Genomic DNA, 26,938 nt, shown 5'->3' with positions numbered 1-26,938 from the left:
CACCCCCTCGCGTCGTACCCACCGTGCGGGCGAGCGCTACGCGCGCCCCGCGCTCCACCGCCTGGTCACCTCGGCCAGGGCCCGTACGGCCTTCGCCACGAGGTCGTCGCTCAGTCGCAGCCGCCGGCTGTGCTCGACGTGCAGGAAGGGCACCCCGACCGCGTCCGCGTGGTCGCCCTCGACGTTGGTGCGGCCTTCCAGGCGGCCGCAGTAGCGCTGCCAGACCTCGCAGACGCGCAGCTGCTGCTTGCGCAGCCCGGAGGCGAGGCGGCGGGCGGCGGGCAGGCCCGCGTCGCCCTTGCCGGGCGAGACGACCACGTCGTGGTCCGGGAGGCTGCTGTCGGCGAAGCCGTGCACCTGGACGGCCGGCAGGCGGCGGTCGGCGAGCGCGTCGGCGACGGCGGCGAAGACCGAGTCGGAGCGGTGGGCGACGTCGGCGGGACCGGAGCCCTCCTCGCCCTCGCCGCCGTCGGTGCCCGCGCCGGCGGCTCGGTGGGCCCCCGCCAGGATCAGCACCCCGCCCGGGGAGCTGCGCAGCAGCCCGATGCCGAGCTGCTCGGTGCGCTGGTCGGCGCTGGGGTGCGGCACCTGGACCGACCAGTGGGCGGGGCCGTGCAGGTCCACGTACACCCGGCCCCAGCCGCGCGTGGTCTCGCCGTCCTTGGTGGCGTCGGCGATCTCGGCGAACTCACGGCCGCCGTCGCGGTCGACGAGGGTGCGTACGGTGTAGCCCGCCCTGGCCAGGGAGCGCTCGGCGGCGGCGTGGTCGCCGTCGAGGAGCAGGCGCACCCCGTCGGCGATGGCCCGGCGGTCGCCGGCGGCGGGGATCCGGTACTGCCCCGCCTGCGTGATGCGGTCGGTGAAGGACGTGATCCAGGCGGCGAGGTCGACGGAGCCCGCCGGGGCCGGCGTGGCGGTGTGCCGGGAGGAGCCGTCGGTGCCGGTCCGGCTGTGGCCACCGGGCTTCGCGCAGCCGGTCGTCCCGCCGAGCGCGGCCAGCGTCACCGCGCCGAGCAGCGCGGGGACGACGGGGGCGGCGATTACCGGCTTCAGCCTCATGTCGGTAAAACTACCCCGGTGAAGCGCTTCCCCCGCCGCCGCCTCGTCCCCGCCGTGGCCGCCGCGGCCCTCATCGGCACCGCGACGGCGGGCTGTGCCTACCTCGGCGTGGGCGACGACGCCGCCGAGGCGTCGTTCACGCTCGCGGCGGGCGGTGACGTCCTGATCCATCCGGAGATCACCGACCAGGCGAACAAGGACGCCAAGGAGGCGGGCCGGCCGGGCCCGGACTTCGGCGCCGTGATGGCCGGGATCAAGCCGGTGGTCAGCAAGGCCGACCTCGCGGTCTGCCACCTGGAGACGGTCATGGCCGAGCCCAAGGGCCCCTTCCTCGGCTACCGCAAGTTCAGCGTGCCGCCGCAGATCGCCGGCACGCTCAAGGACATCGGCTACGACACCTGCTCGACGGCCTCCAACCACACCCTCGACCACGGCCCCGAGGCCGTGAAGCGCACGCTGGACACGCTCGACCGGGCGGGGATCAAGCACACGGGCTCGGCGCGCAGCGAGAAGGAGGCGGCGACCCCGAACATCCTCGACGTCAAGGGGGTGAAGGTGGCGCAGCTGTCCTACGCGTACGGCTTCAACGACACGACCGTGCCCAAGGACAAGCCGTGGCTGGTCAACGAGATCGACGTCAAGCGGATGGCGGCGGACGAGAAGGCGGCGCGGGCGGCGGGTGCCGAGGTGGTCTTCGCCAGCGTGCACTGGGGCCGCGAGGGCCACAACGAGGCCAGCAAGGGACAGCTGCGCCTGGCCCAGCGCATCGCCAAGGAGACCGGCATCGATCTGGTCATCGGCCACCACGCCCATGTGGTGCAGCCCTTCGAAAAGGTCGGGGACACCTGGGTCGCCTACGGTCTGGGCAATCAGGTGGCGCGGCACGCGGAGCCCCTCGGCACCACCGAGGAGGGCGCGATGGGCTGGTTCGAGTTCAGCAGGAAAAAGGGCAAGTGGTCGGTGTCGGACGCCCGGTTCGTCCCGACGCTGGTGGAACTGGAACCGAAGATCCGGCTGGTGGACGTGGGTGCCGCGCTGCGCCGGGAGGGCCTCACCGAGGAGCAGCGGGCGCGCTACCGGACGGCGTACGAGCGCACGCGCGGAATCGTCCTCAATCGCGGCGCGGACGACGACGGATTGAGCCCGCTCACCATCACAGAATAGTCACGACAAAAGGAGGAATTTTGACCGTGGGCACACAAATCCTTTTGTCAACACTTTAGAAATTGCCTACAATCCGAACGATTCACGCTACATAGACGCTACAACGACGCAGTGCGGCCGACAGTTCAGGAACCTCGTGGTCCCGGCATGCCCGCGTGCCGTGACCGAGAGGAAGACTGTTGTCCGCTTCGCGCGGCACCCGCCGTCGCAAGGTCCGCCGCCGCGCCGACATGCCCCTGCTGGGTGGCGCCCGGCCGCCGATAGCCGCGCTGCTGGCGCTGCTGCTGGCCGTGGCGGGCACCACGGCGCTGGTCCTCGGCGACCGCGACCGGTCGGCGATCGACACGGCGGTCCTCACCTCGCAGCAGCACGTCGCCGAGGACGGCGCCCTGTCGCTGCGCGCCTCGCTCGACGAGAGCATCACGGACATCCAGCGGGCCGCCGCCGTCTACGCGGGCTCCGACCCCGACGCCGTCCTGGACAAGCTCGGCAAGGTCTACAACAAGTGGCGCGGCACCGCCGTCATCGACCCGGCCGGCGGCACCCTGCTCGCCGCGCGCGGCGAGAACATCCCGCTCGCCTCCGTCCTCCAGGGCAAGGGCGGCAAAGCCGGCAAGGACGGCAGGAACGACGACCCGCTCGGCCCGCGGCTGGTGAAGCTGCCCTCCGGTGACACGCGCATGCTCGTCGTGGCCGCCCTGCCCGGCGGCGCGGCGCCCCGGCTGCTCGTCGCCTCCGGCACCCTGAACGTCCCCGGCATCTCCTCCGGCGAGGACCGCTCCCTGCTGGTCGTCGACTCCGCCGGAACCGTCCTGGCCAGCGACGGCCCGTCCGTGGCCCGCAAGGCCTGGGCGAAGACCGCGCGCAAGACCGCCGCGGCCGACTCCGCCAAGACGCCCGAGCCCGGCGGCCACCCCGGGGCCAGCGGCCACCTCATGGGCGACAAGCGCGGCGACGTCCGTACGGCCGTGGGCTACGCGGCCGCCGGCCGGGCACCCGGCGAGACCAGCGCCGCCGGCACCCTCGGCCTGTCGGTGATCACCTCGGTCGACGTCACCGAGGACCCGGCCGTCGTCCGCACCCAGGCCTTCGGCCTCGTCGCCGCCGGCGTCCTGCTCGTCCTCGCCCTGCTGGTCGGCTGGGTGCTGCTGCGCACGGTCCAGCGGCCGCTGCTCCAGCTCTACCTGGAGAGCCGCCGGCTGGCGCGCGGCGAGCTGGACCGCCCGGTGGCCCGCTTCAAGGGCCGCGAGGCGGGCCGTACCGGCGCCGCCCTGGAGAGCCTGCGCCGCCAGCTGCTCGGCGGCCGCCCCACCCGCACCGGACGGGCCCGCGGCGGCGTCGGCGCGACGGCCACCGTCCTGGTGTGCGCGCTGGTCCTGCTGGCCTGGGCCGGACCGCTGCTGCTGCTCGTCAACCGCGCGGGCAGCACCGTCTCCGTGCCCCAGCAGCTCGTCGACGACCAGCGCCGGCGCACCGACACCGCCTCCGACCGCGTCCGCAAGGCGCTCAACGAGGGCTGGGCCGACGTGGCCTCCGTCGCGCAGACCCTGGCCGGCGGCAAGACCGAGGAGAGCGCGCAGAAGGCCGTCCTGGACAAGACCCTGCGCGAGCACAGCCGCTACCGCGCGGTCTACGTCATCGACGGCGAGGGCAAGGTCCTCTCCCGCGCCGGCGACTCGCCCCGCCACCCGGCCGGCAAGCCGCCCCGCCCGGACTCCGTCGCCCAGCTCAACACCTCCGGCAAGGAGCCGGCCGTCGCCGCCTACGCCGCCGTGCCCGGCGTCAAGGACCGCACGGTGGTGGGCGAGTACGACCCGCAGTTCCTGATATCCCTGGTCACCCGGCCGGGCCTGGGCCAGGTCTGGCTGATCGACAAGGGCCACCGCATCATCGCCGCCGACCGCGGCCACGGCTTCCGGGCCTTCTCCAAGCTGCCCGGCGGCCACCTCGACGACCTCGCGGTCACCGCGCGGAAGCACACCACGAAGACCTCCGGCACCGCCATCCTCCACCGCACCGCCGGCTCCTCCGACATCGCGGCCGCCGCCCCCTTCACCGGCGGCGGCGCGGTCAAGGACCTCCAGTGGCAGGTCGTCAGCTCCCAGCCGACGTCCTGGCTGGAACTGCCCGAGTACAGCGCCCAGCGGCGCACCATGCTCGCGGGCCTGCTCGGCCTGACCGCCGCCGTGGCCTGCCTGGGCTGGCTGTACATCATCGTCATCCGCCCCCTGCACGCCCTGGCCGGCCGGGCCGAGGCGCTGGCCGGCGGCGACCGCAAGACCGTGCTCTTCCCGCAGCACCACGACGAGGTCGGCGCGGTCGTACGCAACCTGGAGCTGATCCGGCAGCGGCTGCGGACGGCCGCCGAGCGGCCGACGGCCGGAAGGAACTGACCGACGTGCTCTTCCTCTACACGGTCCTCGTGATCTGCTGCGCCATCGTGCTGGTCGCCGGCGTGATCGAACAGCGCCGGCACTTCACCAACCTCGAGATGATCCCCACCCGGGTGCTGATCAACGGCATCCGCGGCAAGAGCTCCATCACCCGGCTGTGCGCGGGCGCCCTGCGCGGCGGCGACCTGGTCACGGTCGCCAAGACCACCGGCACCGCGGCCCGCTTCATCCACCCGGACGCCACCGAGGAGCCGGTCTACCGCAAGTTCGGCATCGCCAACGTCGTCGAGCAGATCGGCATCGTGCGGCGGGCCGCGGCCTACCGTCCGGACGCCCTGGTGATCGAGTGCATGGCCGTCATGCCGGCCCTGCAGGAGGTCAACCAGACCAAGCTGATCCGCTCCACCATCGGCGTGCTGTGCAACGTCCGCGAGGACCACCTGGCCGAGATGGGCCCGACGCTGGACGACGTGGCGCGCTCCCTGAGCCGCTCCATGCCGCACGGCGGCATCTGCGTGACCGCCGAGCGCGACCGGCTGCACATCCTGCGCGAGGAGGCCGCCAAGCGCGACTGCCGGCTGATCGCCGTGGACCCGGAGACGGTCACCGACGCGGAGCTGCGCGGCTTCAGCTGGTTCACGTTCAAGGAGAACGTCGCCATCGCGCTCGCCGTCGCCGAGCTGCTCGGCGTCGACCGCGCCACGGCCCTGCAGGGGATGTACGACGCGCCGCCGGACCCGGGTGTGCTCTCCGTCGAGCGCTACCTCACCCCCGAGGGCATGCCGTTCCGCTTCGCCAACATCTTCGCGGCCAACGACCCCGAGTCGACGCTGATGAACGTCGAGCAGCTGCTGAGCCTCGGCGCCATCGAGCGGCCGCTGCACGTACTGATCAACTGCCGCCCCGACCGCGTCGAGCGCAACGGCCAGATGGGCGAGATCATCCCCCGGCTCGCCCCGGACTCGGTCTTCCTCATCGGCCACCCCACCAAGAGCGCCTCCGACGCGATCCCCGCCGAGTGGCGCGACCGCGTCGTCGACCTCGGCGGGGATCGGCGCGACGCGGCCGAGCTGGAGCGGGAGATCCTGGGCCGGCTGGGCCCCGGCGCCTCGCTGGTGGCCATCGGCAACATCCACGGCCAGGGCGAGCTGCTGCTGGAGCGGCTGGCCGAGCTGCCGGCGGACGACGAGCCGGCCCCGGCACAGCAGCCGGAGCAGCCCCCGGTGTATGTCCCGACGTATATAGATCCCACAGGAGAAGTCCGTTGATCCCCGCCGTCCTCACTCCGGAGATCGCCGCCATCGGGATCGCCCTGGGCCTGCTGTTCTCCCTGGTCTGCTACCTGACGACGAACCTCTCCCCGGGCGGCATGATCACCCCGGGCTGGCTGGCCCTCACCCTGGTCGAGGACCTCCAGCGCGCGGCGATGGTCGTCGGCATCACCGTGCTGACCTACCTGGGCACCCTGCTGCTGCAGCGCTATGTGATCCTCTACGGCAAGCGGCTCTTCGCCGCGGTGGTGCTGACCGGTGTGGTGCTGCAGGCGACCCTGTACGTCATCCTCCAGCAGCAGTTCCCGCTGATGTACGCGAACCAGACCCTCGGCTTCATCGTGCCGGGCCTGATCGCCTACCAGCTGGTGCGCCAGCCCCGGGGCGCGACGCTGCTGGCCACCGGCACGGTGTCGCTGGCCAACTACGTCGTGCTGACCGCCGGGATCCTGCTCGGCTTCATGCCCACCGCCTGACCGTCCCCGACCCACGGAGCGCACATCCATGTCCCGGAAGACAGCGGAGCGGAAGCCGAACGCCCGGAAGAAGGCCAAGGGCCCGGGCCGTCGCCGCGCGATACAGACGCTGGTCGTGCTCGGCCTGCTGGGCACCAGCGCCTACCTGACGGTGGAGCTGCGCGACAAGCAGCAGGAGACGGCCCCGCCGGTCCAGTCCGTGGGCGGCTCCGGCACCGCGGCGGCGGGCAAGGCGCTCCCCTCCGGCGAGCGGCGCTTCGAGCGGCTGGCCAACCCGGCGCGCACGGTCGTCCGCTCCGGCGACGGCGCGGTCCTGGCCACCTTCACCGACAACGCCCGTACCGCCGTGCTCACCGGCCCCAGCCGCACCTTCACCGAGCCCAACTACACCTCGGCCAAGGTCACCACCGACAGCTGGGTGCGGCTCCTGCCGGAGCAGTGGAAGGAGGGCGCGGAGAAGTCGGCCTGGTTCAAGGAGTGGTTCGGCAAGTACCTGGGCAGCAAGGACCCGGACGTCTTCGCGTTCGCCATGGACTACCTCGAGGGCGCCCCGCAGAAGAAGGACGCCCAGGGCGTCCCCTACGCCGGCGACGCCCAGTTCGGCCCGCTGAACCCCAAGGGCTCCGAGGCCGGCGACATGCGCCTGGAGCAGTCCGACTTCTACGACTACCTCGGCATCCCCTACACCTTCCGCGACGGCACGGTGGAGCGCCCCGAGCCGCAGCGCCTCCGGGCCATGGACTGCTCCGGCTTCGTCCGCACCGTCTTCGGCTACCGCGCGCGCTACCCCCTGATGGGCAAGGACATCAAGGGCGACGGCCTGCCCCGCACCGCCAACGGCATGGCCCGCCTCGCCCCCGGCGTACCGGTGCTGGAGCTGACCGGCAAGCGCCCCGAGGCCATCGACAAGCTGCAGCCCGGCGACCTGGTCTTCTTCGAGATCGACAAGCGCACCGGCGACCGGCTCGACCACGTGGGCATCTACATGGGCCTCGACACGGACGGCAAGCCCCGCTTCGTCTCCAGCCGCGAGGAGGCCAACGGCCCCACCTTCGGCGACAAGGGCGGCGCCGCCCGCCTCGACGGCAACGGCTTCTACGCGACGGGGCTGCGCAGCGCGAAGCGCCTGTAGGCGGGGCCCGCGGTCACGGAACGGGCGGGGCCGCGGCCGGGGCCCCTACCCGGGGTCCTACACCCGCACCCAGGGCCCCAGCGCCAGCCCCGGCTCGTCCACGCGCTGGCGGGCGATCCGCAGGGTGCCGTCCGGGGCGATGGCGGCGACCACCACGCGGCCCTTGGCGTCCAGGGCCAGCGCCGGCGCGCCCACGCACTCCTCGCCGGTCTCGGACCAGGTGGCCTCGACGGCCTCGTCCTCCTGGCCGGCGTACGCGGTCACGGCGGGCAGGCCGGAGCCGGCGCGCTGGGCCAGGACCGTGCACTCCCGTCCGTCGAGGGCGGTGCGCAGCACGGCCACGGGGCCGCTCGCGTCGCCGCCGAGGGAGGGGACGGCCACGGGCGCGGGGGCCTCGGCGCCCTCCTGGCTGCCGGGGCCGGTGGGGGCCGCGGGGCGCTGGACGTGCAGGACGCGGTCGGCGGAGTCCCGCCAGAAGTGGGCGATGGCGCCGTCGGTGGTGGGTGCCGAGGAGGCCGAGCCCGCCAGGGGCTTGGCGGGGGTGTTCAGGACGCGCCGCAGCGGGCCGCCGGGCTCCTCCTGGCGCCAGCGCAGGACGAACTCGCTCGCCGGGGCGAGGAGTTCGACGCGCCCCTCGGCGGTGACGGCGGCGGACATCGTGTCGAGGACGTGACTGCCCTTCATGTCCGCCCACGCGCCCCAGATGCCGCGCGCGTCCTGGCGCCGGCCGCAGACGCCGCCGCCGGCGTTGCGGACGAAGACGTGCAGGCCGACGCGGTCGACGACCGCGGTGGGGGCGCCGATCTGGTCGGCGCGCTGCCAGTCCTGGCCGTAGGGGGTGCCGATCGAGCGCCAGGTGGTCAGCGCGCGGCCGGGCTGGAACTGGGTCGTGTAGACCACGTCGGTCTCGGCGCGGCCGTCGTCGTGGGCGCGGCGGCGCAGTCCGGCCAGGCTGACGTAGCCCTCGGGGCTCTGCGCTATGGACAGGTAGGGCTCCAGGCCCGGCACCTCGAAGCGCTCGGGGCCGGTCCACTCGGGGCCGCCGGGGCGCGTCTCGGTCCAGCGGACGAGCCCCCCGGTGGCGGGCGCGTAGGCCGTCAGCCGTCCGTCCTTGCCCCGCAGCAACCAGCCGGTGGTGGGGGTGGACGTCCGCACTGCCATGACTCGCTGCCAGCCTCTCTTGGAGCTTTTTGTCGACCCTCGACAATAACATTGCGCTTCCCCGTGGCTGCCGGGCCGTCGGGGGCACGCGCCGGGCCCGTCCGGCCCGTGCGAGGCTGTCGCCATGACGGTCCCCCTTCTTGTCGTGGACGCCGCCAACGTCGTGGGATCCGTGCCCGACGGCTGGTGGCGCGACCGGCCGGGCGCGGCGCGGCGGCTGCGCGACGCGCTGGTGGCGTACGCGGAGTCCGGGCTGCCTCCGGCGGCGATCGACCCTCCGCTGCCGGGGCCGCTGGAGGTCGTGCTGGTGGTGGAGGGCGCGGCGCGCGGGGTGGAGCCGGTGCCGGGGGTGCGCGTGACGGCGGCCGACGGCAGCGGCGACGACCGCGTGGTGGAGGTGGTGGCCGGCCGCGAGGCGGGCCGGCGCTGTGTGGTGGTGACCGCGGACCGCCGGTTGCGGGAGCGGGTCGGGGCGCTGGGCGCCGAGGTGACGGGGCCGCGCACGGTACGGCCGTAAGGCCGCGGGACCGTGGGGCCGTCCGCGCCCCGGGCGGGGCACGGACGGCGAGGACGGGATCAGACGGTGGGCCGCCGGTCGGGCTGGTTCACCCGGCTCCGGCGGTACCCGTAGAGGAAGTACACGACGACGCCGATGGCCATCCACACGGCGAACCGCACCCAGGTCTCGGACGGCAGGTTCAGCATCAGCCACAGCGAGGCCAGGACGGACAGCACGGGGACGAAGGGCACGAACGGGGTGCGGAAGGCGCGGGGCAGCTCGGGCCGGGTGCGGCGCAGGATGACGACGCCGATGGCGACGACGATGAAGGCGAAGAGCGTGCCGATGTTGACCAGTTCGGCCAGCACGTCGATCGAGGTGAAGCCCGCGACCACGGCGACGACGACGCCGAGGAGGATCGTCGAGCGGTAGGGCGTGCCGTAGCGGGGGTGGACGGTGGAGAAGAAGCGGGGCAGCAGGCCGTCGCGGCTCATGGCGAAGAACACCCGGCTCTGCCCCAGCAGCAGGATCATGCAGACGGAGGTGAGGCCGACGGCCGCGCCGAAGCTGATCAGCCCGGCCCAGAACGGGTGCCCGGCGGCCTTGAAGGCGTCGGCGAGCGGTGCCTTCACGGAGAGCTGGTCGTACTTCTGCATGCCGGTGACGACGATGGACACGGCCACGTAGAGCACGGTGCAGATGAGCAGGGAGCCGAGGATGCCGCGCGGGAGATCGCGCTGGGGGTTGCGGGTCTCCTCGGCGGCGGTGGCGACGATGTCGAAGCCGATGAAGGCGAAGAAGACGACCGCGGCGGCCGAGAAGATGCCCATGACGCCGAAGTTGGAGGGGGTGAAGCCGAAGATCACCTGCACCAGCGGGGCGGCGAGCCCGCCGCCGGACGGTGCGCTCTCGGAAGGCGGGACGAACGGCTCGTAGTTGCTGCCGCTGATGAAGAAGGCGCCGACGATGATGACGATGAGGACGACGGTGACCTTCACGCCGACCACGACCGCCGTCACCCGCGACGACAGCTTCATTCCGGCGACCAGAATGCCCGTCAGCACCAGGACGAGGGCGAAGGCGAGGATGTCGAAGCCGAACGTGCCGTCATGAGCCCCCGTCAGCGGCCCGGGCAGGTGCCAGCCGGCGTTGGCCATCAGCGACTGGATGTAGCCGGACCAGCCGACGGCCACCACGGCGCAGCCCAGCGCCAGCTCCAGGATGAGGTCCCAGCCGATGATCCAGGCGGGCAGTTCGCCGAGCGAGGCGTACGAGAAGGTGTACGCGGACCCGGCCACCGGGACGGTGGAGGCGAATTCGGCGTAGCACAGCGCGGCGAGCCCGCACACGATGCCGGCGAGGACGAAGGCGAGGGCCACCGAGGGCCCGGCGTTCTCCTTGGCCACCTTTCCGGTGAGGACGAAGATGCCGGTGCCGATGACGACGCCGACTCCGAACACGGTCAGGTCCAGCGAGGAGAGGTCCTTCCTGAGGGCGTGCTCCGGCTCCTCGGTGTCCTGGATGGACTGCTCCACGGTCTTGGTCCGGAAGATGCCGCTCCTGCCGCGGCCGCTCCGGTCGGAATGCGCTGTGCTCATCGGCTCACCTCCACCTGCTCGGCGTCACTCGTCCTCCCTGAACTGAGCGAGTGTCCGCGATGATCGGGGCCGTACTCGGGCGGCCACAGCCACCCCGTCCAGGATTCACCCGATGGAGGTCCGGCGCATCCATGCGGAAGGGCCGACCGGACCAGCCCCGGAAGGCGGTACGGCCGGCCCCTGCGGCACGGCGATGTGAGTGGGCGTCAGTCCCGGACGACTCCGGCGGCCTCGGCCGGGTCCTCGGGGGTGTCCTCGTAGCGTCCGTCGAGCTTGGCGACGAGGCCGGTGACCTGACGGGCGATGTCGGGGGCGGTCAGCCCGATCTCGGCCATGACCTCCTTGCGGGAGGCGTGGTCGAGGAAGCGCGGCGGGATGCCGAAGTCGCGCAGCGGCAGGTCCACGCCGGCGTCGCGCAGCGCCTGGGCGACGGCCGAACCGACGCCGCCGACGCGGCCGTTGTCCTCGACGGTGACGACGACGCGGTGCTTCTCGGCGAGGCCGGGCAGGGCCTCGTCGACGGGCTTGACCCAGCGCGGGTCGACGACGGTCGAGGAGATGCCCTGCTTGTCGAGCAGGTCGGCGATCTCCAGGCACATCGGGGCGAGGGCGCCGACGGAGACGATGAGGACGTCCGGGCGGGCCGTGTCCTCGGCGGGCTCGCGCAGGACGTCCATGCCGCCGACGCGGCGGACGGCCTCGACGGCCGGGCCGACGGTGCCCTTGGAGTAGCGCACGACGGTCGGCGCGTCCTTGACGGCGACGGCCTCGCGCAGCTGGGCGCGGACCTGGTCGGCGTCGCGCGGGGCGGCGATGCGCAGGCCGGGGACGACCTGGAGGATCGACATGTCCCACATGCCGTTGTGCGAGGCGCCGTCGTCGCCGGTGACGCCGGCCCGGTCCAGGACGAAGGTCACGCCGCACTTGTGCAGGGCGACGTCCATCAGGACCTGGTCGAAGGCGCGGTTGAGGAAGGTGGCGTAGACGGCGAAGACCGGGTGCAGGCCGCCGGTGGCCAGGCCCGCCGCGGAGGTGGCGGCGTGCTGCTCGGCGATGCCGACGTCGTAGACCCGCTCGGGGAAGGCCTTGGCGAACTTGCCCAGGCCCACGGGCTGCATCATGGCCGCCGTGATGGCGACGATGTCCTCGCGCTCCTTGCCGAGCTTCACCATCTCGTCGGCGAAGACGGAGGTCCAGCTGGCGCCGCCGGAGGCGACGGGCAGGCCGGTGTCGGGGTGGATGGCACCGATGCCGTGGAAGCGGTCGGCCTCGTTCTGCTCGGCGTGCTTGTAGCCGCGGCCCTTCTGGGTGAGGCAGTGCACGAGGACGGGGCCGCCGAAGCGCTTGGCGCGCTGCAGGGCGGACTCCAGGGCCTCGATGTCGTGGCCGTCGATCGGGCCGACGTACTTCAGGCCCAGGTCCTCGAACATGCCCTGCGGGGCGATGAAGTCCTTCAGGCCCTTCTTGGCGCCGTGCAGCGTCTCGTAGAGGGGCTTGCCGAGGACGGGAGTGCGCTCGAGGAGGTCCTTGCCGCGGGCCAGGAAGCGCTCGTAGCCGTCGGTGGTGCGCAGGGTCGCCAGGTGGTTGGCCAGGCCGCCGATGGTGGGCTCGTAGGAGCGCTCGTTGTCGTTGACGACGATCACGAGCGGGCGGTCCTTGGCCACGGCGATGTTGTTCAGCGCCTCCCAGGCCATGCCGCCGGTCAGGGCGCCGTCGCCGATGACCGCGACGACGTGGTCGTCCTTGCCCAGGACCTGGTTGGCCTTGGCGAGGCCGTCGGCCCAGCCCAGCACCGTGGAGGCGTGGCTGTTCTCGATGACGTCGTGCTCGGACTCCTCGCGCGAGGGGTAGCCGGACAGGCCGCCCTTGGCGCGCAGCTTCGAGAAGTCCTGGCGGCCGGTGAGGACCTTGTGGACGTAGGCCTGGTGGCCCGTGTCGAAGAGGATCTTGTCCTTGGGCGAGTCGAAGACGCGGTGCAGGGCGATGGTCAGCTCGACCACGCCGAGGTTCGGGCCCAGGTGACCGCCGGTCTTGGAGACGGCGTCGACGAGGAAGGTGCGGATCTCCCCGGCCAGCCGGTCGAGCTGCTCCGGGCTCAGCCGGTCCAGGTCGCGCGGTTCCCTGATGCGGGTCAGCAGGGCCACCCGTGCCTCCTTCATCGAGCTGTCGGCTTACAGAAGCTTGCAGAAGCTCCTAGAAGCTTCTAGATCCGTCGAGTCTAATGTTCCGCCCGCAGTGGCGATGAACGGGTGATGCGACCTATGTCACGCGATCGGCCCAGCGGGCCGCCAAACCGGCCGAAAATCGTGCGGAAGGCCCGGACCACAGCGGTCCGGGCCACCCGTTCGTCCGTACGAGCCCTACGCCCGTCCGGCCGCCCCTACGCCCGTCCGGCCGTCTTCTGCGTTCGGCGGGAGACGGAGTCGATCACGACGGCGGCCAGCAGCACCGCACCGGTGATCATGTACTGGACGGCCGAGGCGATGCCCAGCAGGGCCATGCCGGAGGCGATGGACTGGATCACCAGCACGCCCAGCAGCGCGGACCAGGTCTTGCCGCGGCCGCCGAAGAGGCTGGTGCCGCCGATGACGGCCGCCGCGATGGCGTTCATCAGCAGGCTGCCGGCGCCGGAGGACTGGTTGGCGGCGTTGATCTGGGAGGCGAGGAACATGCCGCCGAGGGCCGCCATGGTGCCGGAGAGCGCGAAGACGGAGATCCGGACCGCCGAGACGTTGATGCCGGCCCGGCTGGCCGCCTCGACGCTGCCGCCCAGGGCGAAGACCTTGCGCCCGTAGGAGGTGCGGCGCAGCACGAAGTCCAGCGCGACCACCACGCCGAGGAAGATCACCACGGCCAGCGGCAGGCCCTTGTACTCGTTGAACAGCCAGGCCACCACGTAGGCGGGCACCGCCAGGGCGGCGGTCCGCAGGACGATCTCGCTGACCGGGCGGCTGGGCACGCCGGCCGCCTCGCGCCGCTTGCTGTCGCGCAGGGACACCAGCAGGAACGCCACGACGCTCAGGGTGGCCAGCCCGTAGGCGGCCGCGACGTCGCTGAAGTAGTGGTTGGTCAGCCCCGCGACCAGGCCGGAGTCGTCGAGGTTGATCGTGCCGTTGGCGCCCAGCACCTGCAGCATCAGGCCGTTCCAGCCCAGCAGGCCGGCCAGGGTGACCACGAAGGCGGGCACGCCGATGCGGGCGAAGAAGAAGCCGTGCAGCGCGCCGACGAGGGTGCCGGAGAGGATCGCGAGGACCAGGGCGAGCCACTCGGGCATGCCGTGGTTGACGTTGAGGACGGCGAAGGTGGCGGACGCCAGGCCGCTGACCGAGCCCACCGACAGGTCGATCTCACCGAGGATCAGCACGAAGACGATGCCGACCGCGATCAGGCCGGTGCCGGAGGCGGTGACGAAGAGGTTGGAGAGGTTCTCGGCGCCGAGGAAGGCGGAGTCCCGCAGCTGGAAGACCAGGCCGATGACGATCAGCCCGACCACCACGGGCAGCGAGCCCAGATCGCCGCTGCGCAGCTTGCGGCGGAACTCGCTCCAGTAGCCGGCGAAGCCCTCCTGGCGGACCAGCAGGCGCGGGTCGACCGCGGTGACGGCGGCCGCGGCGGCCTGCGGGGTGTCCTGGGGCTCCTGCGGGGCGTCCTGGGGGTCCTTGGGGTCCTTGGACAGGTCGGTGGTCACTTGGTGCCCTCCGCGGTCGTGCGGGCCTTGCGGCGGGTGACGGCGTTGTCCGTGGCGCCGGTGATGGCGGAGATGATCTCTTCCTGCGAGGTCGTCGCGACGTCGAACGTGCCGTTGTTGCGGCCCAGGCGCAGCACGGCGACCCGGTCGGCGACGGCCTTGACGTCGGCCATGTTGTGGCTGATGAGGATCACGCCGAGGCCCCGCTCGCGCAGCCGCTCGACGAGGTCGAGGACCTGGGCGGTCTGCTCGACGCCGAGCGCGGCGGTGGGCTCGTCGAGGATGACGATCTTGGGCTCGCCGAGCAGCGAGCGGGCGATGGCGACGGTCTGCCGCTGCCCGCCGGAGAGCGAGGCGATGGGGATCCGGACACTGGGGATCCGGATGGAGAGGGTGGAGAGCAGCTCGCGCGAGCGGCGCTCCATCTCGACCTCGTCGAGCACCCCGGCGCGGACGATCTCGCGCCCGAGGAAGAGGTTGCCGACCACGTCGAGGTTGTCGCACAGGGCGAGGTCCTGGTAGACGGTCGCGATGCCCAGTTCCTGGGCGGCGTGCGGCCGGTCCACGGTGACGGGGCGGCCGTCCCACTCGATGACGCCGTCGTCGGCGGGGCCGACTCCGGCGATGGTCTTGACGAGGGTGGACTTGCCGGCGCCGTTGTCGCCGACCAGGGCGACCACCTCACCGGCGTGGATCTCCAGCTCTACGTCGGTGAGCGCCTGGACGGCGCCGAACCGCTTGGAGATCCCGCGCAACGCCAGCACGGGCGTAGCGGACACGTGCATCATCTCCTTCGCCGCCTCACGGGGCGGACTGCTCCGCCTGATCGGCGGGGGTGCTCCGTCCGGCGCCGGGGGGAGGGCGCCGGACGGAGTCTCGAGAGGGGGGAGCGGGGGGACTGCTTCGGCGGGCTACTTCAGCCCGGCCTTCTCGCACTGCTCCTTGTACTTGTCGGTGCAGATCTCGTCGAGGCCGAAGAAGCCCTCCTTGCCGACGTACTTCCCGATGTCGGCCTTGGTCAGCGCGAAGGGGGTGACGATGACGGCGGGGATCTTCTTCTGGGTGCCGCTGTCGACGGTCGACTTGGCGACACTCTCGGCGCCCTTGCCCTTGGCCAGGGAGACGGCCAGCTCGGCCGCCGCGTCCGCCTCGGGCTTGTAGGGCTTGTAGACGCTCATGAACTGCTCGTCGGCGAGGATGCGCTGGACGGCGGAGAGCTCGGCGTCCTGGCCGGTGACCGGCGGGAGCTTGTCGAAGCCGGCGCTCTTCATGGCGGTGATGATGCCGCCCGCCATGCCGTCGTTGGCGGAGTAGACGCCGACGATGTTCTCCTTGCCCAGCGAGGAGATGGCGCCCTTCATGTTCTCGTTGGCGTTCTCCGGCTTCCACTCCTTGGTGTCGTACTCCTTGCCGACCTTGACCTTGCCGTCGAGTACGGAGTGGGCGCCGTCCTTGTACATCTTGGCGTTCGGGTCGGTGATCGCGCCGTTCATCATCACGATCTCGCCCTTGGAGGCGTTGTCGCCGAGCTCCTTGAGCAGCGACTCGCCCTGGATCTTTCCGACGCGCTCGTTGTCGACCGAGGTGTAGGCCTTGATGGGGCCTTCGGCCAGACGGTCGTACGCCACGACCGGGATGCCCTTGTCGTTGGCCTTCTTCACCGAGGAGGCGATCGACTTCGCGTCCACCGCGTCGACGATCAGCGCGTCGACCTTCTTGGTGATCATCGTGTCGACCTGCTGCTGCTGGACCGAGGCGTCCTGCTTGGCGTTCTCGTAGAGGACGACGGTGTCCGCGCCCGCCAATTCCTTGATCTTCTTTTCGATCAGCGGCTTGTCGAACCGCTCGTAACGCGCGGTCTGGTTCTCCGGGAGCAGGAGGCCGATGGTCAGCGGGCCGTCCTTGTCCTTCTTCTTTTCCCCGCCCGCCGCTTCCTTGGCGCTGCCACAAGCGGCCAGCCCGGCGGCCATGGAAACGGCGGCAACGGCGATCGCGGCCCGACGCAGATGAGAATTCACGTGCAGATACCTCCCTGACGAGGCCGCGTCGTTGCGGCCGAGGTGGCTGGAAGTCAACTCGGCCGCCAAGTGACCGTCAAGAAGTAAATCCTTAACGAGATGGCAACGATGCCATTCGTTATCTGTTTGAACTCAAGAACGACGCAATACGGGCATGCGTCAGCGGCCGAACGCGGGGGCGTGCCCGGCCCCGGCGTCGTCCAGCAGGGTCGAGTCGCCCATCTCGCTGAGGACGAGCGCCAGCGCGCCCAGCACCTCCGACCGGCCGCCCAGCGCGCCCGGCACGACCTCCAACTGCCGTGCCGCGCTGGGAATCGCGTAGCGCGAGACGGACTCGCGGATGGTCGCGAGCACGAGATCGCCCGCCTCGGCGAGGTCCCCGCCGAGCACGACCCGGCTGGGATTGAGCAGATTGCACAGATTCGCCACGCCGCTGCCGATATACCGGCCTACGTCCGCGATCACCCGCCGGCAGCCGGGGTCACCGTCGTGCGCGAGCTGCACCATCCTGGCCATGGTCAGGTCGGCTCCATGAGCCGAATGCAGCAACGGCAGGACATACCGGGCGGCCGTAAACGTCTCCAGGCAGCCGCGGTTGCCGCAACGGCACACCGGACCCGACTCGTCCAGGGTGATGTGCCCGATTTCGCCCGCCGTGCCGCCCGGCCCCCGATAGATCTGCCCGTTGATCACCAGTCCGGCGCCCACACCGCTGGCGACCTTGATGTACGCCAGATCGGCGGCACCCCGGCCGGCACCCCAGACCAGCTCGCCCAGGGCGCCGAGGTTGGCGTCGTTGTCCACGTGCACCGGCACGCCCAGGCGGGCGGCGAGGTCGTCACGCGGGTTGGTGCCCGCCCACCCCGGCAGGATCGCGGTCGAGCCCAGCACCCCGGACTCCACGTCGATGGGCCCGGGCACACCGAGCCCCACCCCGACGATCTTGTCCGGGCTGATGCCCGCCGCCGCGATCAGGCTCTTGACCAGGTGCTCCGCCCGGGCCAGGCCCTGCGCGGCGGAGGCGTCCACGTCCAGCGGCTCGGCCTCCTCGGCCAGCACCCGGTGGGCGAGGTTGCCGATCGCCACCCGCAGGTGGGTGTGGCCGAAGTCGACGCCCACGACGATCCCGGCGTCACCGGAGAGCGAGACGCTGCGGGCCCGCCGCCCGCCGGAGGAGGTGGGCGTCACCTCGACCGTCCCGCCGTCCTTCAGCTCCCGGACGATGTTGGAGACCGTGGCCGCCGACAGCCCGGTGGCCCGGGCGATCTCCGCCTGGGTGAGCGACCCCGCCATGCGCACCGCGCGCACGACCCGCTCCAGGTTGGCCCGGTGCAGCGACGACTGCGACCCCGGAGTCTCCACGCCCATCCACTCCCACCTCGCCGGGACGGCACGACCGCCGTCCCATGGGCCGGACTGCGACACTGAAGCCCGGCCATCCATACAACATCTGAACTCTAAGCTCAGCCGCGAGGGGGACAGCCCGTCAAGGCCTGCAACCACATTGAGGCCCCATCGTAGGGCGGGGGCCCGGAGCGCCCCGGGCCCGGCCCCACCGCCGCACCGGCCGGAACGGCCGGCCCGCCTACTTCAGCGCCCCCGCCGTCAGCCCGGCCTGGACCTGGCGCTGGAAGACGATGTACGCGCCGAGGACCGGCAGCATCGCCATGACCAGTCCGGCGAAGAGCCCGGACCAGTCGCCCTTGTACCCCTGGCTGACCGCGAGCGCCACCAGCCCCTGGGGCAGCAGCTTCTTGTCGTCGTCCCCCACGTTCAGCACCGTCGGCAGCAGGTACTGGTTCCACTGCCCCAGGAAATTGAAGATCCCCACGCTGATCAGGCCGGGCCGGGCCATGGGGAGCATCACCTGGAAGAACGTACGGGTGTGCGACGCCCCGTCGATCAGTGCCGCCTCCGCGACCGAGGTGGGCAGCGTCCGGAAGAAGCCGCTGAGGAAGAAGATGGTGAACGGCAGCGAATAGGCGATGTAGACGAGGATCAGCCCGGGATAGGTGTTGAGCAGGTGCATGTTCTCCATCACGAAGAACAGCGGCACGAGCGCCAGGATGATGGGGAAGCTCATTCCGGCGACGAAGAGGTAATAGAGGAAGCGGTTGCCGGGGAATTCGAAGCGGGCCAGCACATAGGCCGCCATCGACCCCAGCAGCATGGTGCCGGCCAGCGAACCGGCCACCACGATGAGCGAGTTGAGGAAGTACTGGCTCATGTGCGCCTGGTACCAGGCCCGGCCCCAGGCGTCGACGTGCAGGCCGCTCGGGGGCGACCACGGCGAGGTGAAGATCTCCTTGTCGGTCTTGAAGGCACTCATCACCGCCCACAGCAGGGGCAGGGTGACCATCAGGGCCCACAGCAGGAGGACGCCGTGCGAGAAGACGTTGAGCAGGCCGCCCTCGCTGCCGACGCGGCTGCCGCGCGGGCCCTCCGCCCGCTTCCCGCGCTGCGCCGGAATGCCGGACGCGCCCGTGGAGCGAGCGGCGGAACGGGCGGTGGAACGGGTCGTACGTACGCGCATCAGTACTCCAGTCGCTCGCGCCGGCCGAGCTTCATGACGATGCCCGCGAAGATCAGCGTGACGATGAGCAGCGCGACCCCGAGCGTGGTCGCGTATCCGGCCTGTCCGTCACGGAACGCCTTGGTGTAGAGGTAGAAGGAGAGCACTTCGGTGGAGTAGTCCGGCCCGCCGGGCCCGATGGTCATGATCTGCACCACGGCGAACGAGTCGAGCGCCATGATGCCCATGTAGACCCAGCCCGTCTGCACGGTGTCCCACAGCAGGGGCAGGGTGATCCGGAAGAAGGTCTGCAGGCGGTTGGCGCCGTCCAGCAGGGCGGCCTCGTAGAAGTCCCGGGGAATGGAGCTCATTCCGGCCGAGAACAGCACGACGTAGAAGCCGACGTTGCTCCAGACCATCACCGCCATCACGCACCACAGCGCCAGGTCCGGGTCGCCCAGCCATTCCGGGCGTACGGAGTCCAGGCCGACGGCGCTCAGAAAGGAGTTCAGGGCGCCGCTGTTGGGGTTGTAGGCGAACTGGAACAGCAGGGCGACGATCGCGATCGAGAGCACCTGCGGGAAGAAGTAGACGACCTTGTAGATGCCGGAGCCGCGCACTCCGGCGACCGCCGCGTTCTTCCTGCGGCGGCCGCCGACGTTGAGCATGAAGGCGAAGAACAGTCCGAGTCCGATCGTCACCAGCGGCAGCACCAGCAGCAGCAGGACGTTGTGCCCGACGGAGGTCCAGAACACGTCGTCGTTCCAGAGCCGCCGGTAGTTCTCGGTACCGGTCACGCGGAAGTCCGGGCTCAGTCCGGTCCAGTCCGTGAAGGAGTAGTAGATCGCCTGGACGAACGGCGAGATGACGAAGATGCCGTAGATCGCCAGGGGGAGGACCAGGAATCCCGCGATGAAGCGGTACTTACCGTGCTGCATGGGCCGCCACCGCTCACTTGTGCCGGTACTTCTTGACCGAGTCGTCCTTGGCGGTCTCGTCGGCGAAGCGCTGGATCTTCGTGATGGCCTCGTCGGGCGTGAGGCGGCCCGCCATCATCTCGCCGATCGCCGCCACGCCGATCTTCTCCTTCTGCAGGGCGACGTACCAGTCCTGCAGCCGCGGATTGACCACGTTCTTACCGGCCTTGTCGAGCGCTTCCTGCGAGGAGGCCAGGCCCGGCGGCAGGGTCAGACCCTCGGTGCCGCCGTTGAGCGAGGTGAGCGAGGAGACGGACTTGATGAAGTTCTGGGAGGACTTCTTCCCCAGCATGACGCGCAGCAGTTCCATGCCGCCCTGCGGATTGCGGGCGTTCTTCGGCACGATGAACGGCTCGCCGCCGGAGGCCCACAGGGTGCCGAACGGCATCTTGTCGCTGTTCCTGTCGAGGCTGGACGGGGCCCCCACCGCCATCCGGAAATCCTGCGGGGTGGTCTTCTTCGCCTCGTTCTCCACCCAGGAGCCGTTGGGCAGGAACAGCGCCTTGCCCTGGTTCCAGGCGGTCTGCGAGTCGATGTGGGTCAGGCCCGGGGAGCCCTGGAGGATGTAGCCCTTCTTGTAGAGCTCGTAGTACGCCTCGAAGGCGGCCTTGACGGCCGGGTCCTTCCACGCGTTGGGCTCGAGGTTGTCGATTCTCTTCAGCACCTCGACACCGCCGATCTTGGCGATGAAGGGGTAGAGGCTGAACGGCACGTAGTACGGGTACTTGCCGGCGTACGTCCAGCCGGCGATGCCCTTCTTCTTCGCGGCCTCGCAGACCTTGAGCATCTCGTCCCAGGTCTCGGGGTACTGCGCGTCGAGCTTCTGGAGATTGGTCTTCGAATACCAGACGCCGTAGACGGTGTAGGCGTAGTAGAGGATCCAGGTCTCCTTGCCCTCGAACTGCCCCATCTCCACCACGCCGGGGCGCAGGGTGTCGCGCACCTTCCTGGCGGGGTCGTCGTAGGAGGGCGCGTCCAGCAGGGCGGTGAGGTCGGTGAGCTGGTTCTTGCCGACGAGGGTGCCCATGTCCATTTGTTTGGCACCGGAGTTGTCGATGAGGTCCGGTGGGGTGCCGCCGTTGAAGCGGGGCTGGAGCTGGGTCTGGATCTCCTGGGTGGCGGAGTGCTTGACCTGGGCGTCGGGGAAGGCCTTGCGGTATTCGGCCTCCGCATCCTTGGCGTACTGCTGGCCGAATCCGCCGTCGAAGATGACGACTTCCAGGGCCGCCTTCTCGTTGACGGCGAGCGGGTTCTTCTCGCTCTTCTTCCCCTTGTCCACCTGCTTGCCGCCGTCGCCGTCGCCGCCGCTCGCGCAGGCGCTGAGGGCGCTCATGGCCGGCACCGAGATCAGGCCGATCGCCGCCGCTCGCTTGATCAGGTCGCGCCGGCCGTATTCCGGGGTGGATCCCATGCTCAAGTCCTCGCCTTCTCCAGGACTCAGGCGGTGTGACACCTCTCCCCCAGGGCGTTCGCCGTCGACGAAGGGCCCGACACCGCGCGTCGGTTGAAGCTGGATGTGCGTGAAACCGGGTGTGCGAGATGTGCGTGAAACCGGATGTGCGGGGTGTGCGAAAAACCGGAAGTGCGTGACGTACGTGAAACCGGAAGTGCGTGACGTGCATGAAACCGGAAGTGCGGGGTGTGCGTGACGTGCGCAGTCCGCGCGGCGGCCCGAAGTCCCGCCCGGACGCCGACAGGTATAGTCCACTTCGATCAACTGGGCAAGATCGAAAGCGGCTTCGACCGTGAGTCTTTCCCGAGTTGAGACCTCGTGGCGAACCGCTCACGACCTCGCGGAGCACCACCCGCGACCCCCCGGCGCGCCGCCCGCGACCCCCGTGCGCCCGGCCGGCGACACCAGCGCCGAGACCCTTGACACCACTGGTGTCTCACGCCCTACTTAACACTGCGCGGCTTGTATGACAACGTTGTCGGCTTTGTGGAGAGGCAAGGGATGCGACACAGACTCGGGTACCTCCGATGGCGTACGCTCGCCCGCCCCACCGCTCTGTTCGCAGCCACCGTAGTGATGACGACCGCTCAGGTCACGCAAGGAGCCCTGGGCGTGGCGGCCTCACCCGAAGGGCCCAAGGGGGCCCCGACCGAGCGCTTCGCCTCCTCCTTCGAGGCGGGCGAGCCGCAGCCCGACTGGCGCAACGCCGTCGAGACCGACCGCGACGGACGGCGGCTTTCCGCCGGGGTGGACGGCGACGACACCAGCGGCATCCCCGGCAATGTGACGGACAAGGTCACCACCGTCCGCGCCAGCGGCGAGCACGCCGAGGCGGGCGAGGTGAAGGAGAACCTGATCGACGGCGAGAGCGCGACCAAGTGGCTCGACTTCGAGCGGTCCGCCTGGCTGGAGTTCGAGCTGTCCGAGCCGGTCAAGGCCGTACGGTACGCGCTGACCTCGGCGAACGACGCCCCCGGCCGCGACCCCAGGGACTGGACGCTCAAGGGTTCCGACGACGGCAAGAACTGGACGGTGCTGGACAACCGCCACGACGAGAGCTTCGAAAGCCGCCTGCAGACACGGGAGTTCGCCTTCAACGGCACCGTCCCCTACCGGCAGTTCCGGCTGGAGATAACCCGCAACAGCGGCGAGCCCATCCTCCAGCTCGCCGAGGTGCAGCTGGCCACCGCCGGCGGCGGCACCCCGCCGCCCGCCGACATGCGCAGCCACATCGACCGCGGCCCCACCGGCTCCCCCACGGCCAAGAACCGCGCGGGCTTCACCGGCACCCACGCCCTGCGCTACGGCGGCATGCACCAGGCGACCGGCCGCGGCTACTCGTACAACAAGGTCTTCGCGGTGAACACCAAGGTCACCCGGAACACCCTGCTGGCGTACAAGGTCTTCCCCGCGCTGCCCGAGGCCGACGCCCGCTACCCCGCGACCCACGTCTCGCTCGACCTGGCCTTCACGGACGGCACGTACCTGAGCCGGCTCGGCGCCGTCGACCAGCACGGCGCCGAGCTGACGCCGCAGGGGCAGGCCGCCTCCAAGACGCTCTACGTCAACCAGTGGAACAACAAGGAGGCGGACATCGGGGCCGTGGCCGCCGGCAAGACCGTCGAGCGGATCCTGATCGCCTACGACTCCCCGGTGGGCCCGGCGAAGTTCCGCGGCTGGGTGGACGACATCTCCATCGCCCCGGCCCCGGCGCAGCGGCCCCCTGCCCACCCGGCGGACTGGGCCCTGACCACGCGCGGCACCAACTCCAGCTCCAACTTCTCCCGGGGCAACACCTTCCCCGCGGCCGCCGTCCCGCACGGCTTCAACTTCTGGACCCCGGTCACCAACGCGGGCTCCACCGACTGGCTCTACCAGTACGCGGCCACCAACAACGCGGCCAACCTCCCCTCCGTCCAGGCCTTCGCCGCCAGCCACCAGCCCAGCCCCTGGATGGGCGACCGGCAGACCTTCCAGGTCATGCCCTCGGCCGCGGCCGGCACCCCCGACGCCGCGCGCGGCGCCCGCGCCCTGCCCTTCAGGCACGAGCGCGAGAGCGCGAGACCCCACTACTACGGCGTCACCTTCGAGAACGGCCTCAAGGCCGAGATCGCCCCCGCCGACCACGCGGCGATGATGCGCTTCACCTTCCCCGGCGACAACGCGTCCGTCCTCCTGGACAACGTCAAGAACCAGGGCGGGCTGACCCTCGACGCCGACCGCCGCTCCTTCACCGCCTACTCCGACGTCCGCAGCGGGCTGTCCACGGGCGCCGGCCGGCTGTTCGTCTACGGCGTCTTCGACCGGCCGGTCACCGCGAGCGGCAAGCTCAAGGGCGACGGCCCCGGCAACGGCGAGGGCGTCACCGGCTACCTGCGCTTCGACGCCGGCCGGGACCGCACGGTCACGCTGCGCCTGGCGACCTCCCTCATCGGCACCGACCAGGCCCGGGCCAACCTCGAGCAGGAGATCCCGGCGAGCGCCTCCTTCGCCCGGGTCCACGACCGCGCCCGCGCCGCGTGGGACGCCGTGCTCGGCCGCGTCGAGGTCGAGGGCGCCACCCGCGACCAGCTCACGACGCTCTACTCCAGCCTCTACCGCCTGTACCTGTATCCCAATTCCGGCTTCGAGAACACCGGCTCCAGCACCCGCCCGCGCCCCCGCTACGCCAGCCCCTTCTCCCCGCCCGCGGGCGAGAACACCCCCACCGCCACCGGCGCGAAGATCGTCGACGGCGAGGTGTACGTCAACAACGGCTTCTGGGACACCTACCGCACCACCTGGCCCGCCTACGCCCTGCTCACCCCCAAGCGGGCCGGACGGCTCGTCGACGGCTTCGTCCAGCAGTACAAGGACGGCGGCTGGATCTCCCGCTGGTCCTCCCCCGGCTACGCCGACCTGATGACCGGCACCAGCTCGGACGTCGCCTTCGCCGACGCCTACGTCAAGGGCGTCTCCTTCGACGCGGAGGCGGCGTACGAGGCCGCGCTGAAGAACGCGACCGTCGCGCCCGAGCGCCCCGGCACCGGCCGCAAGGGCATGGACACCTCGGTCTTCCTCGGCTACACGAGCACCGCCACCCGCGAGGGCGTCTCCTGGGCGCTGGAGGGCTACCTCAACGACTTCGGGCTGGCGAGGATGGGCCGGGCGCTGTACGACCGGACGCACAAGGCGCGCTACCTGGAGGAGTCGGAGTACTTCCTGGGCCGCGCCCGCAACTACGTCAGGCTCTTCGACACCCGGACCGGCTTCTTCCAGGGCCGGGACGCGAGCGGCGCCTGGCGGCTTACGCCCGGCGCCTACGACCCGCGCGTGTGGGGCCACGACTACACCGAGACCAACGGCTGGAACTTCGCCTTCACCGCCCCCCAGGACACCCGGGGCCTGGCCGCGCTGTACGGCGGCCGCACGGGCCTGGCCAAGAAGCTCGACGGCTACTTCACCACCCCCGAGACCGGGGAGGCGAAGTTCGCCGGCTCCTACGGCGGCGTCATCCACGAGATGACCGAGGCCCGGGACGTGCGCATGGGCATGTACGGGCACAGCAACCAGGTTTCGCACCACATCGCTTACCTCTACGACGCCGCCGGGCAGCCGTGGAAGACCCAGGAGAAGGTCCGCGAGGTCCTCTCGCGGCTCTACCTCGGCAGCGAGATCGGCCAGGGCTACCCGGGCGACGAGGACAACGGCGAGATGTCGGCCTGGTACGTCTTCGGTGCGCTGGGCTTCTACCCGCTGGTGATGGGCCAGGGCGAGTACGCCATCGGCTCCCCGCTCTTCACCAAGGCCACCCTCCACCTGGACAACGGCCGCGACCTCGTCGTGAAGGCCCCGGGCAACGGCGCCCGCAACGTCTACGTCCAGGACGTGCGCCTCAACGGCCGGCCCTGGACCTCCACCGCCCTCCCGCACGCCCTGCTGGCGCAGGGCGGCACGCTGGAGTTCACCATGGGCCCCCGGCCGTCGTCGTGGGGCTCGGCGGAGGACGCCGGCCCCACCTCCGTCACCCGCGACGACAAGGTGCCGGTGCCGCCGGCGGACATGACCGTGCCGGGCGGCACGGCCCTGACCGACGACAGCTCCCGCACGGAGGCGACGTTCACGACCACCCGCTTCGAGGTCGCCCCCGCGGCCCGGGTGGAGTCCTACACGCTCACCTCGGCCGACCGCGCCAAGGCGCCGCGCGGCTGGGTGCTGGCGGGCTCGGCGGACGGGCAGACCTGGCAGGAGGTCGACCGCCGCGCGGACGAGACCTTCGCCTGGGACCGGCAGACCCGCGTCTTCCGGCTCCGCTCCCCCGGCGCCTACCGCCACTACCGGCTGGAGCCGCTGGGCGGCGGCGAGGCCGTGCTCGCGGAGGTGGAACTGCTGGGGAGCAAGGGGGCCTGACGGTACGGGTCATAAAAGCTACCCAAAGCGGTTGACCTGTAAACGTAGTGTGAAAGGATCGCGCTGATCACGTGGAGCGCCCGGCTTTATCCGGGCGTACCGCGACATTTCCTTTCGAACTGATGGAGCAATACATGGCTCGATCTTCCGGCCGTTCGCGCGGGCGCGCACTGTCGCGTCTCGTCACCGCGGCGATAGCCGCAACCCTGGCCGGTACCACCGCCGGGACCGCCATGGCGGCCTCCCCGGCGGGCTCCACCGCCGCCCGCGATGCCGCGCGCGGCCTGGCCAAGGTCTCCGCCGCCCCGGCCCAGCAGAGCGGCGCCAAGGGCCTGGCGGCCCCCCGCGCGGTGGTCGCCCCCACCGCCAAGGCCCCGGTCATGCCGCTCGGCGCGGTCAACGACTCCGGCGAGCTGTACTTCTACGGCCCCGACGGCAAGGGCGGCCTGACCTCCCGCGAGCTGATCGACACCGGCTGGGACTCGATGCGCGCGGCCACCCACGTCGACCACGACGGCAACGGCGTCGCCGACGGCACGTACGTCCTGAGCAAGGCCGAGGAGGTCTGGTACTCCGACGGCGGCGCCGGAAAGCGCGTCGCCGACGACTGGGGCCAGTACGACTCGTTCTTCTCCCCCGGCAACCTGGGCGGCTCGAAGCAGTCGGACATCCTGGTCCGCGACCGCTCCGGCGTGCTGTTCCTCTACGTGGCCAACGCCGACGGCTCGCTGTCCGGCCGCAAGAAGGTCGGCCCGGGCTGGGGCCAGTTCACCGAGATCACCGGCCGCGGTGACCTGACCGGTGACGGCAAGACCGACATCGTCGCCCGCGACAAGGACGGCGCGCTGTGGCTCTACAAGGGCACCGGCGACTCCACCAAGCCGTTCGAGGCCCGCACGAAGATCGGCCCCGGCTGGAACCAGTTCAACGAGCTGGTCGCCACCGGTGACGTCGACCTCGACGGCCGCTCCGACATGATCGCCCGCAACGGCGACGGCTCGCTGTGGCTCTACAAGGGCACGGGCGACGCCTCGTCGCCCTTCAAGTCCCGCGTGAAGATCGGCAACTCCGGCTGGAACCAGTACCGCTGGATGTTCTGAGCATGACGCGAGGGCCGCACCCCCCGGTCGGGGGGTGCGGCCCTTCTC

General features: G+C 71.1%; 18 protein-coding genes and 1 pseudogene. 8 read left to right on the top strand and 11 right to left on the bottom strand.

Annotated features, from left to right (window positions below; all coding sequences use genetic code 11):
• Window positions 1-36: 36 nt before the first annotated feature.
• The gene (locus IE295_RS01150) at window positions 37-1,059 is read right to left on the bottom strand and encodes a hypothetical protein (protein ID WP_190061497.1); all 1,023 of its coding nucleotides are present in this window, start codon (window positions 1,057-1,059) and stop codon (window positions 37-39) included.
• Window positions 1,060-1,077: 18 nt separating this feature from the next.
• On the opposite strand from IE295_RS01150, the gene IE295_RS01145 reads away from it, so the two are divergent.
• The 5 genes and pseudogenes from IE295_RS01145 to IE295_RS01125 all read left to right on the top strand — a co-directional run bounded on the left by IE295_RS01145 (window position 1,078) and on the right by IE295_RS01125 (window position 7,495).
• Window positions 1,078-2,223 (top strand): CapA family protein, encoded by a 1,146-nt coding sequence (locus tag IE295_RS01145; RefSeq protein ID WP_190061496.1) that lies wholly within the window; start codon window positions 1,078-1,080, stop codon window positions 2,221-2,223.
• Window positions 2,224-2,402: 179 nt separating this feature from the next.
• A complete protein-coding gene (locus IE295_RS01140) occupies window positions 2,403-4,616 on the top strand; it encodes a cache domain-containing protein (protein ID WP_224322940.1) in 2,214 nt (737 codons plus the stop codon).
• Window positions 4,617-4,621: 5 nt separating this feature from the next.
• Window positions 4,622-5,815, top strand: a pseudogene (gene pgsB, locus IE295_RS01135) (poly-gamma-glutamate synthase PgsB); the annotation flags it as partial.
• A 65-nt stretch (window positions 5,816-5,880) separates the two neighbouring features.
• Window positions 5,881-6,363: a poly-gamma-glutamate biosynthesis protein PgsC/CapC gene (locus IE295_RS01130; RefSeq protein ID WP_190061494.1), complete on the top strand. Its 483-nt coding sequence runs from the start codon at window positions 5,881-5,883 to the stop codon at window positions 6,361-6,363.
• A gap of 28 nt (window positions 6,364-6,391) precedes the next feature.
• Window positions 6,392-7,495, top strand: a complete 1,104-nt coding sequence (locus IE295_RS01125) for a C40 family peptidase (protein WP_190061493.1) — start codon at window positions 6,392-6,394, stop codon at window positions 7,493-7,495.
• A gap of 57 nt (window positions 7,496-7,552) precedes the next feature.
• Here the strand turns inward: IE295_RS01125 and IE295_RS01120 are convergent, their stop codons facing one another.
• Window positions 7,553-8,656: a PLL family lectin gene (locus tag IE295_RS01120; protein ID WP_190061492.1), complete on the bottom strand. Its 1,104-nt coding sequence runs from the start codon at window positions 8,654-8,656 to the stop codon at window positions 7,553-7,555.
• Between the two features lie 124 nt (window positions 8,657-8,780).
• Here IE295_RS01120 and IE295_RS01115 point away from each other — a divergent pair, with 124 nt between their 5' ends.
• Window positions 8,781-9,173 carry an NYN domain-containing protein gene (locus IE295_RS01115; protein WP_190061491.1) on the top strand — a complete coding sequence of 131 codons (393 nt, stop codon included), beginning with the start codon at window positions 8,781-8,783 and terminating at the stop codon, window positions 9,171-9,173.
• 59 nt (window positions 9,174-9,232) lie between these two features.
• Here the strand turns inward: IE295_RS01115 and IE295_RS01110 are convergent, their stop codons facing one another.
• From IE295_RS01110 to ngcE, 9 genes are all read right to left on the bottom strand, one after another.
• Window positions 9,233-10,753 carry an amino acid permease gene (locus IE295_RS01110; protein ID WP_190061490.1) on the bottom strand — a complete coding sequence of 507 codons (1,521 nt, stop codon included), beginning with the start codon at window positions 10,751-10,753 and terminating at the stop codon, window positions 9,233-9,235.
• 206 nt (window positions 10,754-10,959) lie between these two features.
• Entirely contained in the window at window positions 10,960-12,897 is a 1,938-nt protein-coding gene (gene dxs / locus IE295_RS01105) for a 1-deoxy-D-xylulose-5-phosphate synthase (protein WP_190061489.1), read from the bottom strand.
• A gap of 236 nt (window positions 12,898-13,133) precedes the next feature.
• Window positions 13,134-14,441: a sugar ABC transporter permease gene (locus tag IE295_RS01100; RefSeq protein ID WP_190061488.1), complete on the bottom strand. Its 1,308-nt coding sequence runs from the start codon at window positions 14,439-14,441 to the stop codon at window positions 13,134-13,136.
• On the bottom strand, window positions 14,438-15,229 hold the full coding sequence (locus IE295_RS01095) for an ATP-binding cassette domain-containing protein (RefSeq protein ID WP_190061487.1): 792 nt from the start codon (window positions 15,227-15,229) through the stop codon (window positions 14,438-14,440). The genes IE295_RS01100 and IE295_RS01095 overlap by 4 nt, the downstream gene beginning before the upstream one ends.
• A 123-nt stretch (window positions 15,230-15,352) precedes the next feature.
• Complete coding sequence (locus IE295_RS01090) at window positions 15,353-16,459, bottom strand: ABC transporter substrate-binding protein (RefSeq protein WP_190061486.1); 1,107 nt, start codon at window positions 16,457-16,459, stop codon at window positions 15,353-15,355.
• A 159-nt stretch (window positions 16,460-16,618) separates the two neighbouring features.
• Window positions 16,619-17,821: an ROK family transcriptional regulator gene (locus IE295_RS01085; protein WP_308013099.1), complete on the bottom strand. Its 1,203-nt coding sequence runs from the start codon at window positions 17,819-17,821 to the stop codon at window positions 16,619-16,621.
• A 223-nt stretch (window positions 17,822-18,044) separates the two neighbouring features.
• Entirely contained in the window at window positions 18,045-18,992 is a 948-nt protein-coding gene (locus IE295_RS01080) for a carbohydrate ABC transporter permease (RefSeq protein ID WP_190061484.1), read from the bottom strand.
• Window positions 18,992-19,909, bottom strand: coding sequence for a carbohydrate ABC transporter permease (locus IE295_RS01075; RefSeq protein WP_190061483.1), 918 nt, complete (start codon window positions 19,907-19,909; stop codon window positions 18,992-18,994). Before IE295_RS01075 ends, IE295_RS01080 begins: the two co-directional genes overlap by 1 nt.
• A 13-nt stretch (window positions 19,910-19,922) precedes the next feature.
• A complete protein-coding gene (ngcE, locus tag IE295_RS01070) occupies window positions 19,923-21,359 on the bottom strand; it encodes an N-acetylglucosamine/diacetylchitobiose ABC transporter substrate-binding protein (RefSeq protein ID WP_190061482.1) in 1,437 nt (478 codons plus the stop codon).
• Between the two features lie 543 nt (window positions 21,360-21,902).
• On the opposite strand from ngcE, the gene IE295_RS01065 reads away from it, so the two are divergent.
• On the top strand, window positions 21,903-25,790 hold the full coding sequence (locus IE295_RS01065) for a GH92 family glycosyl hydrolase (protein WP_190061481.1): 3,888 nt from the start codon (window positions 21,903-21,905) through the stop codon (window positions 25,788-25,790).
• 134 nt (window positions 25,791-25,924) lie between these two features.
• Entirely contained in the window at window positions 25,925-26,890 is a 966-nt protein-coding gene (locus tag IE295_RS01060; RefSeq protein ID WP_190061480.1) for an FG-GAP repeat domain-containing protein, read from the top strand.
• Window positions 26,891-26,938: the final 48 nt, after the last annotated feature.

Origin of the sequence: Streptomyces griseocarneus (assembly GCF_014655595.1) — a bacterium.
In the GTDB taxonomy this organism is placed as follows: Bacteria; Actinomycetota; Actinomycetes; order Streptomycetales; family Streptomycetaceae; genus Streptomyces; species Streptomyces griseocarneus.
This window is presented reverse-complemented; position numbering and strand designations above follow the sequence as displayed.

What these genes read in the sequence shown, in the direction of transcription:
- IE295_RS01150 (WP_190061497.1), bottom strand. Translation starts at nt 1,059, where the DNA reads ATGAGGCTGAAGCCGGTAATCGCCGCCCCCGTCGTCCCCGCGCTGCTC.
- IE295_RS01125 (WP_190061493.1), top strand. Translation starts at nt 6,392, where the DNA reads ATGTCCCGGAAGACAGCGGAGCGGAAGCCGAACGCCCGGAAGAAGGCC.
- IE295_RS01120 (WP_190061492.1), bottom strand. Translation starts at nt 8,656, where the DNA reads ATGGCAGTGCGGACGTCCACCCCCACCACCGGCTGGTTGCTGCGGGGC.
- IE295_RS01115 (WP_190061491.1), top strand. Translation starts at nt 8,781, where the DNA reads ATGACGGTCCCCCTTCTTGTCGTGGACGCCGCCAACGTCGTGGGATCC.
- IE295_RS01110 (WP_190061490.1), bottom strand. Translation starts at nt 10,753, where the DNA reads ATGAGCACAGCGCATTCCGACCGGAGCGGCCGCGGCAGGAGCGGCATC.
- IE295_RS01095 (WP_190061487.1), bottom strand. Translation starts at nt 15,229, where the DNA reads ATGATGCACGTGTCCGCTACGCCCGTGCTGGCGTTGCGCGGGATCTCC.
- IE295_RS01080 (WP_190061484.1), bottom strand. Translation starts at nt 18,992, where the DNA reads ATGCGCGTACGTACGACCCGTTCCACCGCCCGTTCCGCCGCTCGCTCC.
- IE295_RS01075 (WP_190061483.1), bottom strand. Translation starts at nt 19,909, where the DNA reads ATGCAGCACGGTAAGTACCGCTTCATCGCGGGATTCCTGGTCCTCCCC.
- ngcE (WP_190061482.1), bottom strand. Translation starts at nt 21,359, where the DNA reads ATGGGATCCACCCCGGAATACGGCCGGCGCGACCTGATCAAGCGAGCG.
- IE295_RS01065 (WP_190061481.1), top strand. Translation starts at nt 21,903, where the DNA reads ATGCGACACAGACTCGGGTACCTCCGATGGCGTACGCTCGCCCGCCCC.
- IE295_RS01060 (WP_190061480.1), top strand. Translation starts at nt 25,925, where the DNA reads ATGGCTCGATCTTCCGGCCGTTCGCGCGGGCGCGCACTGTCGCGTCTC.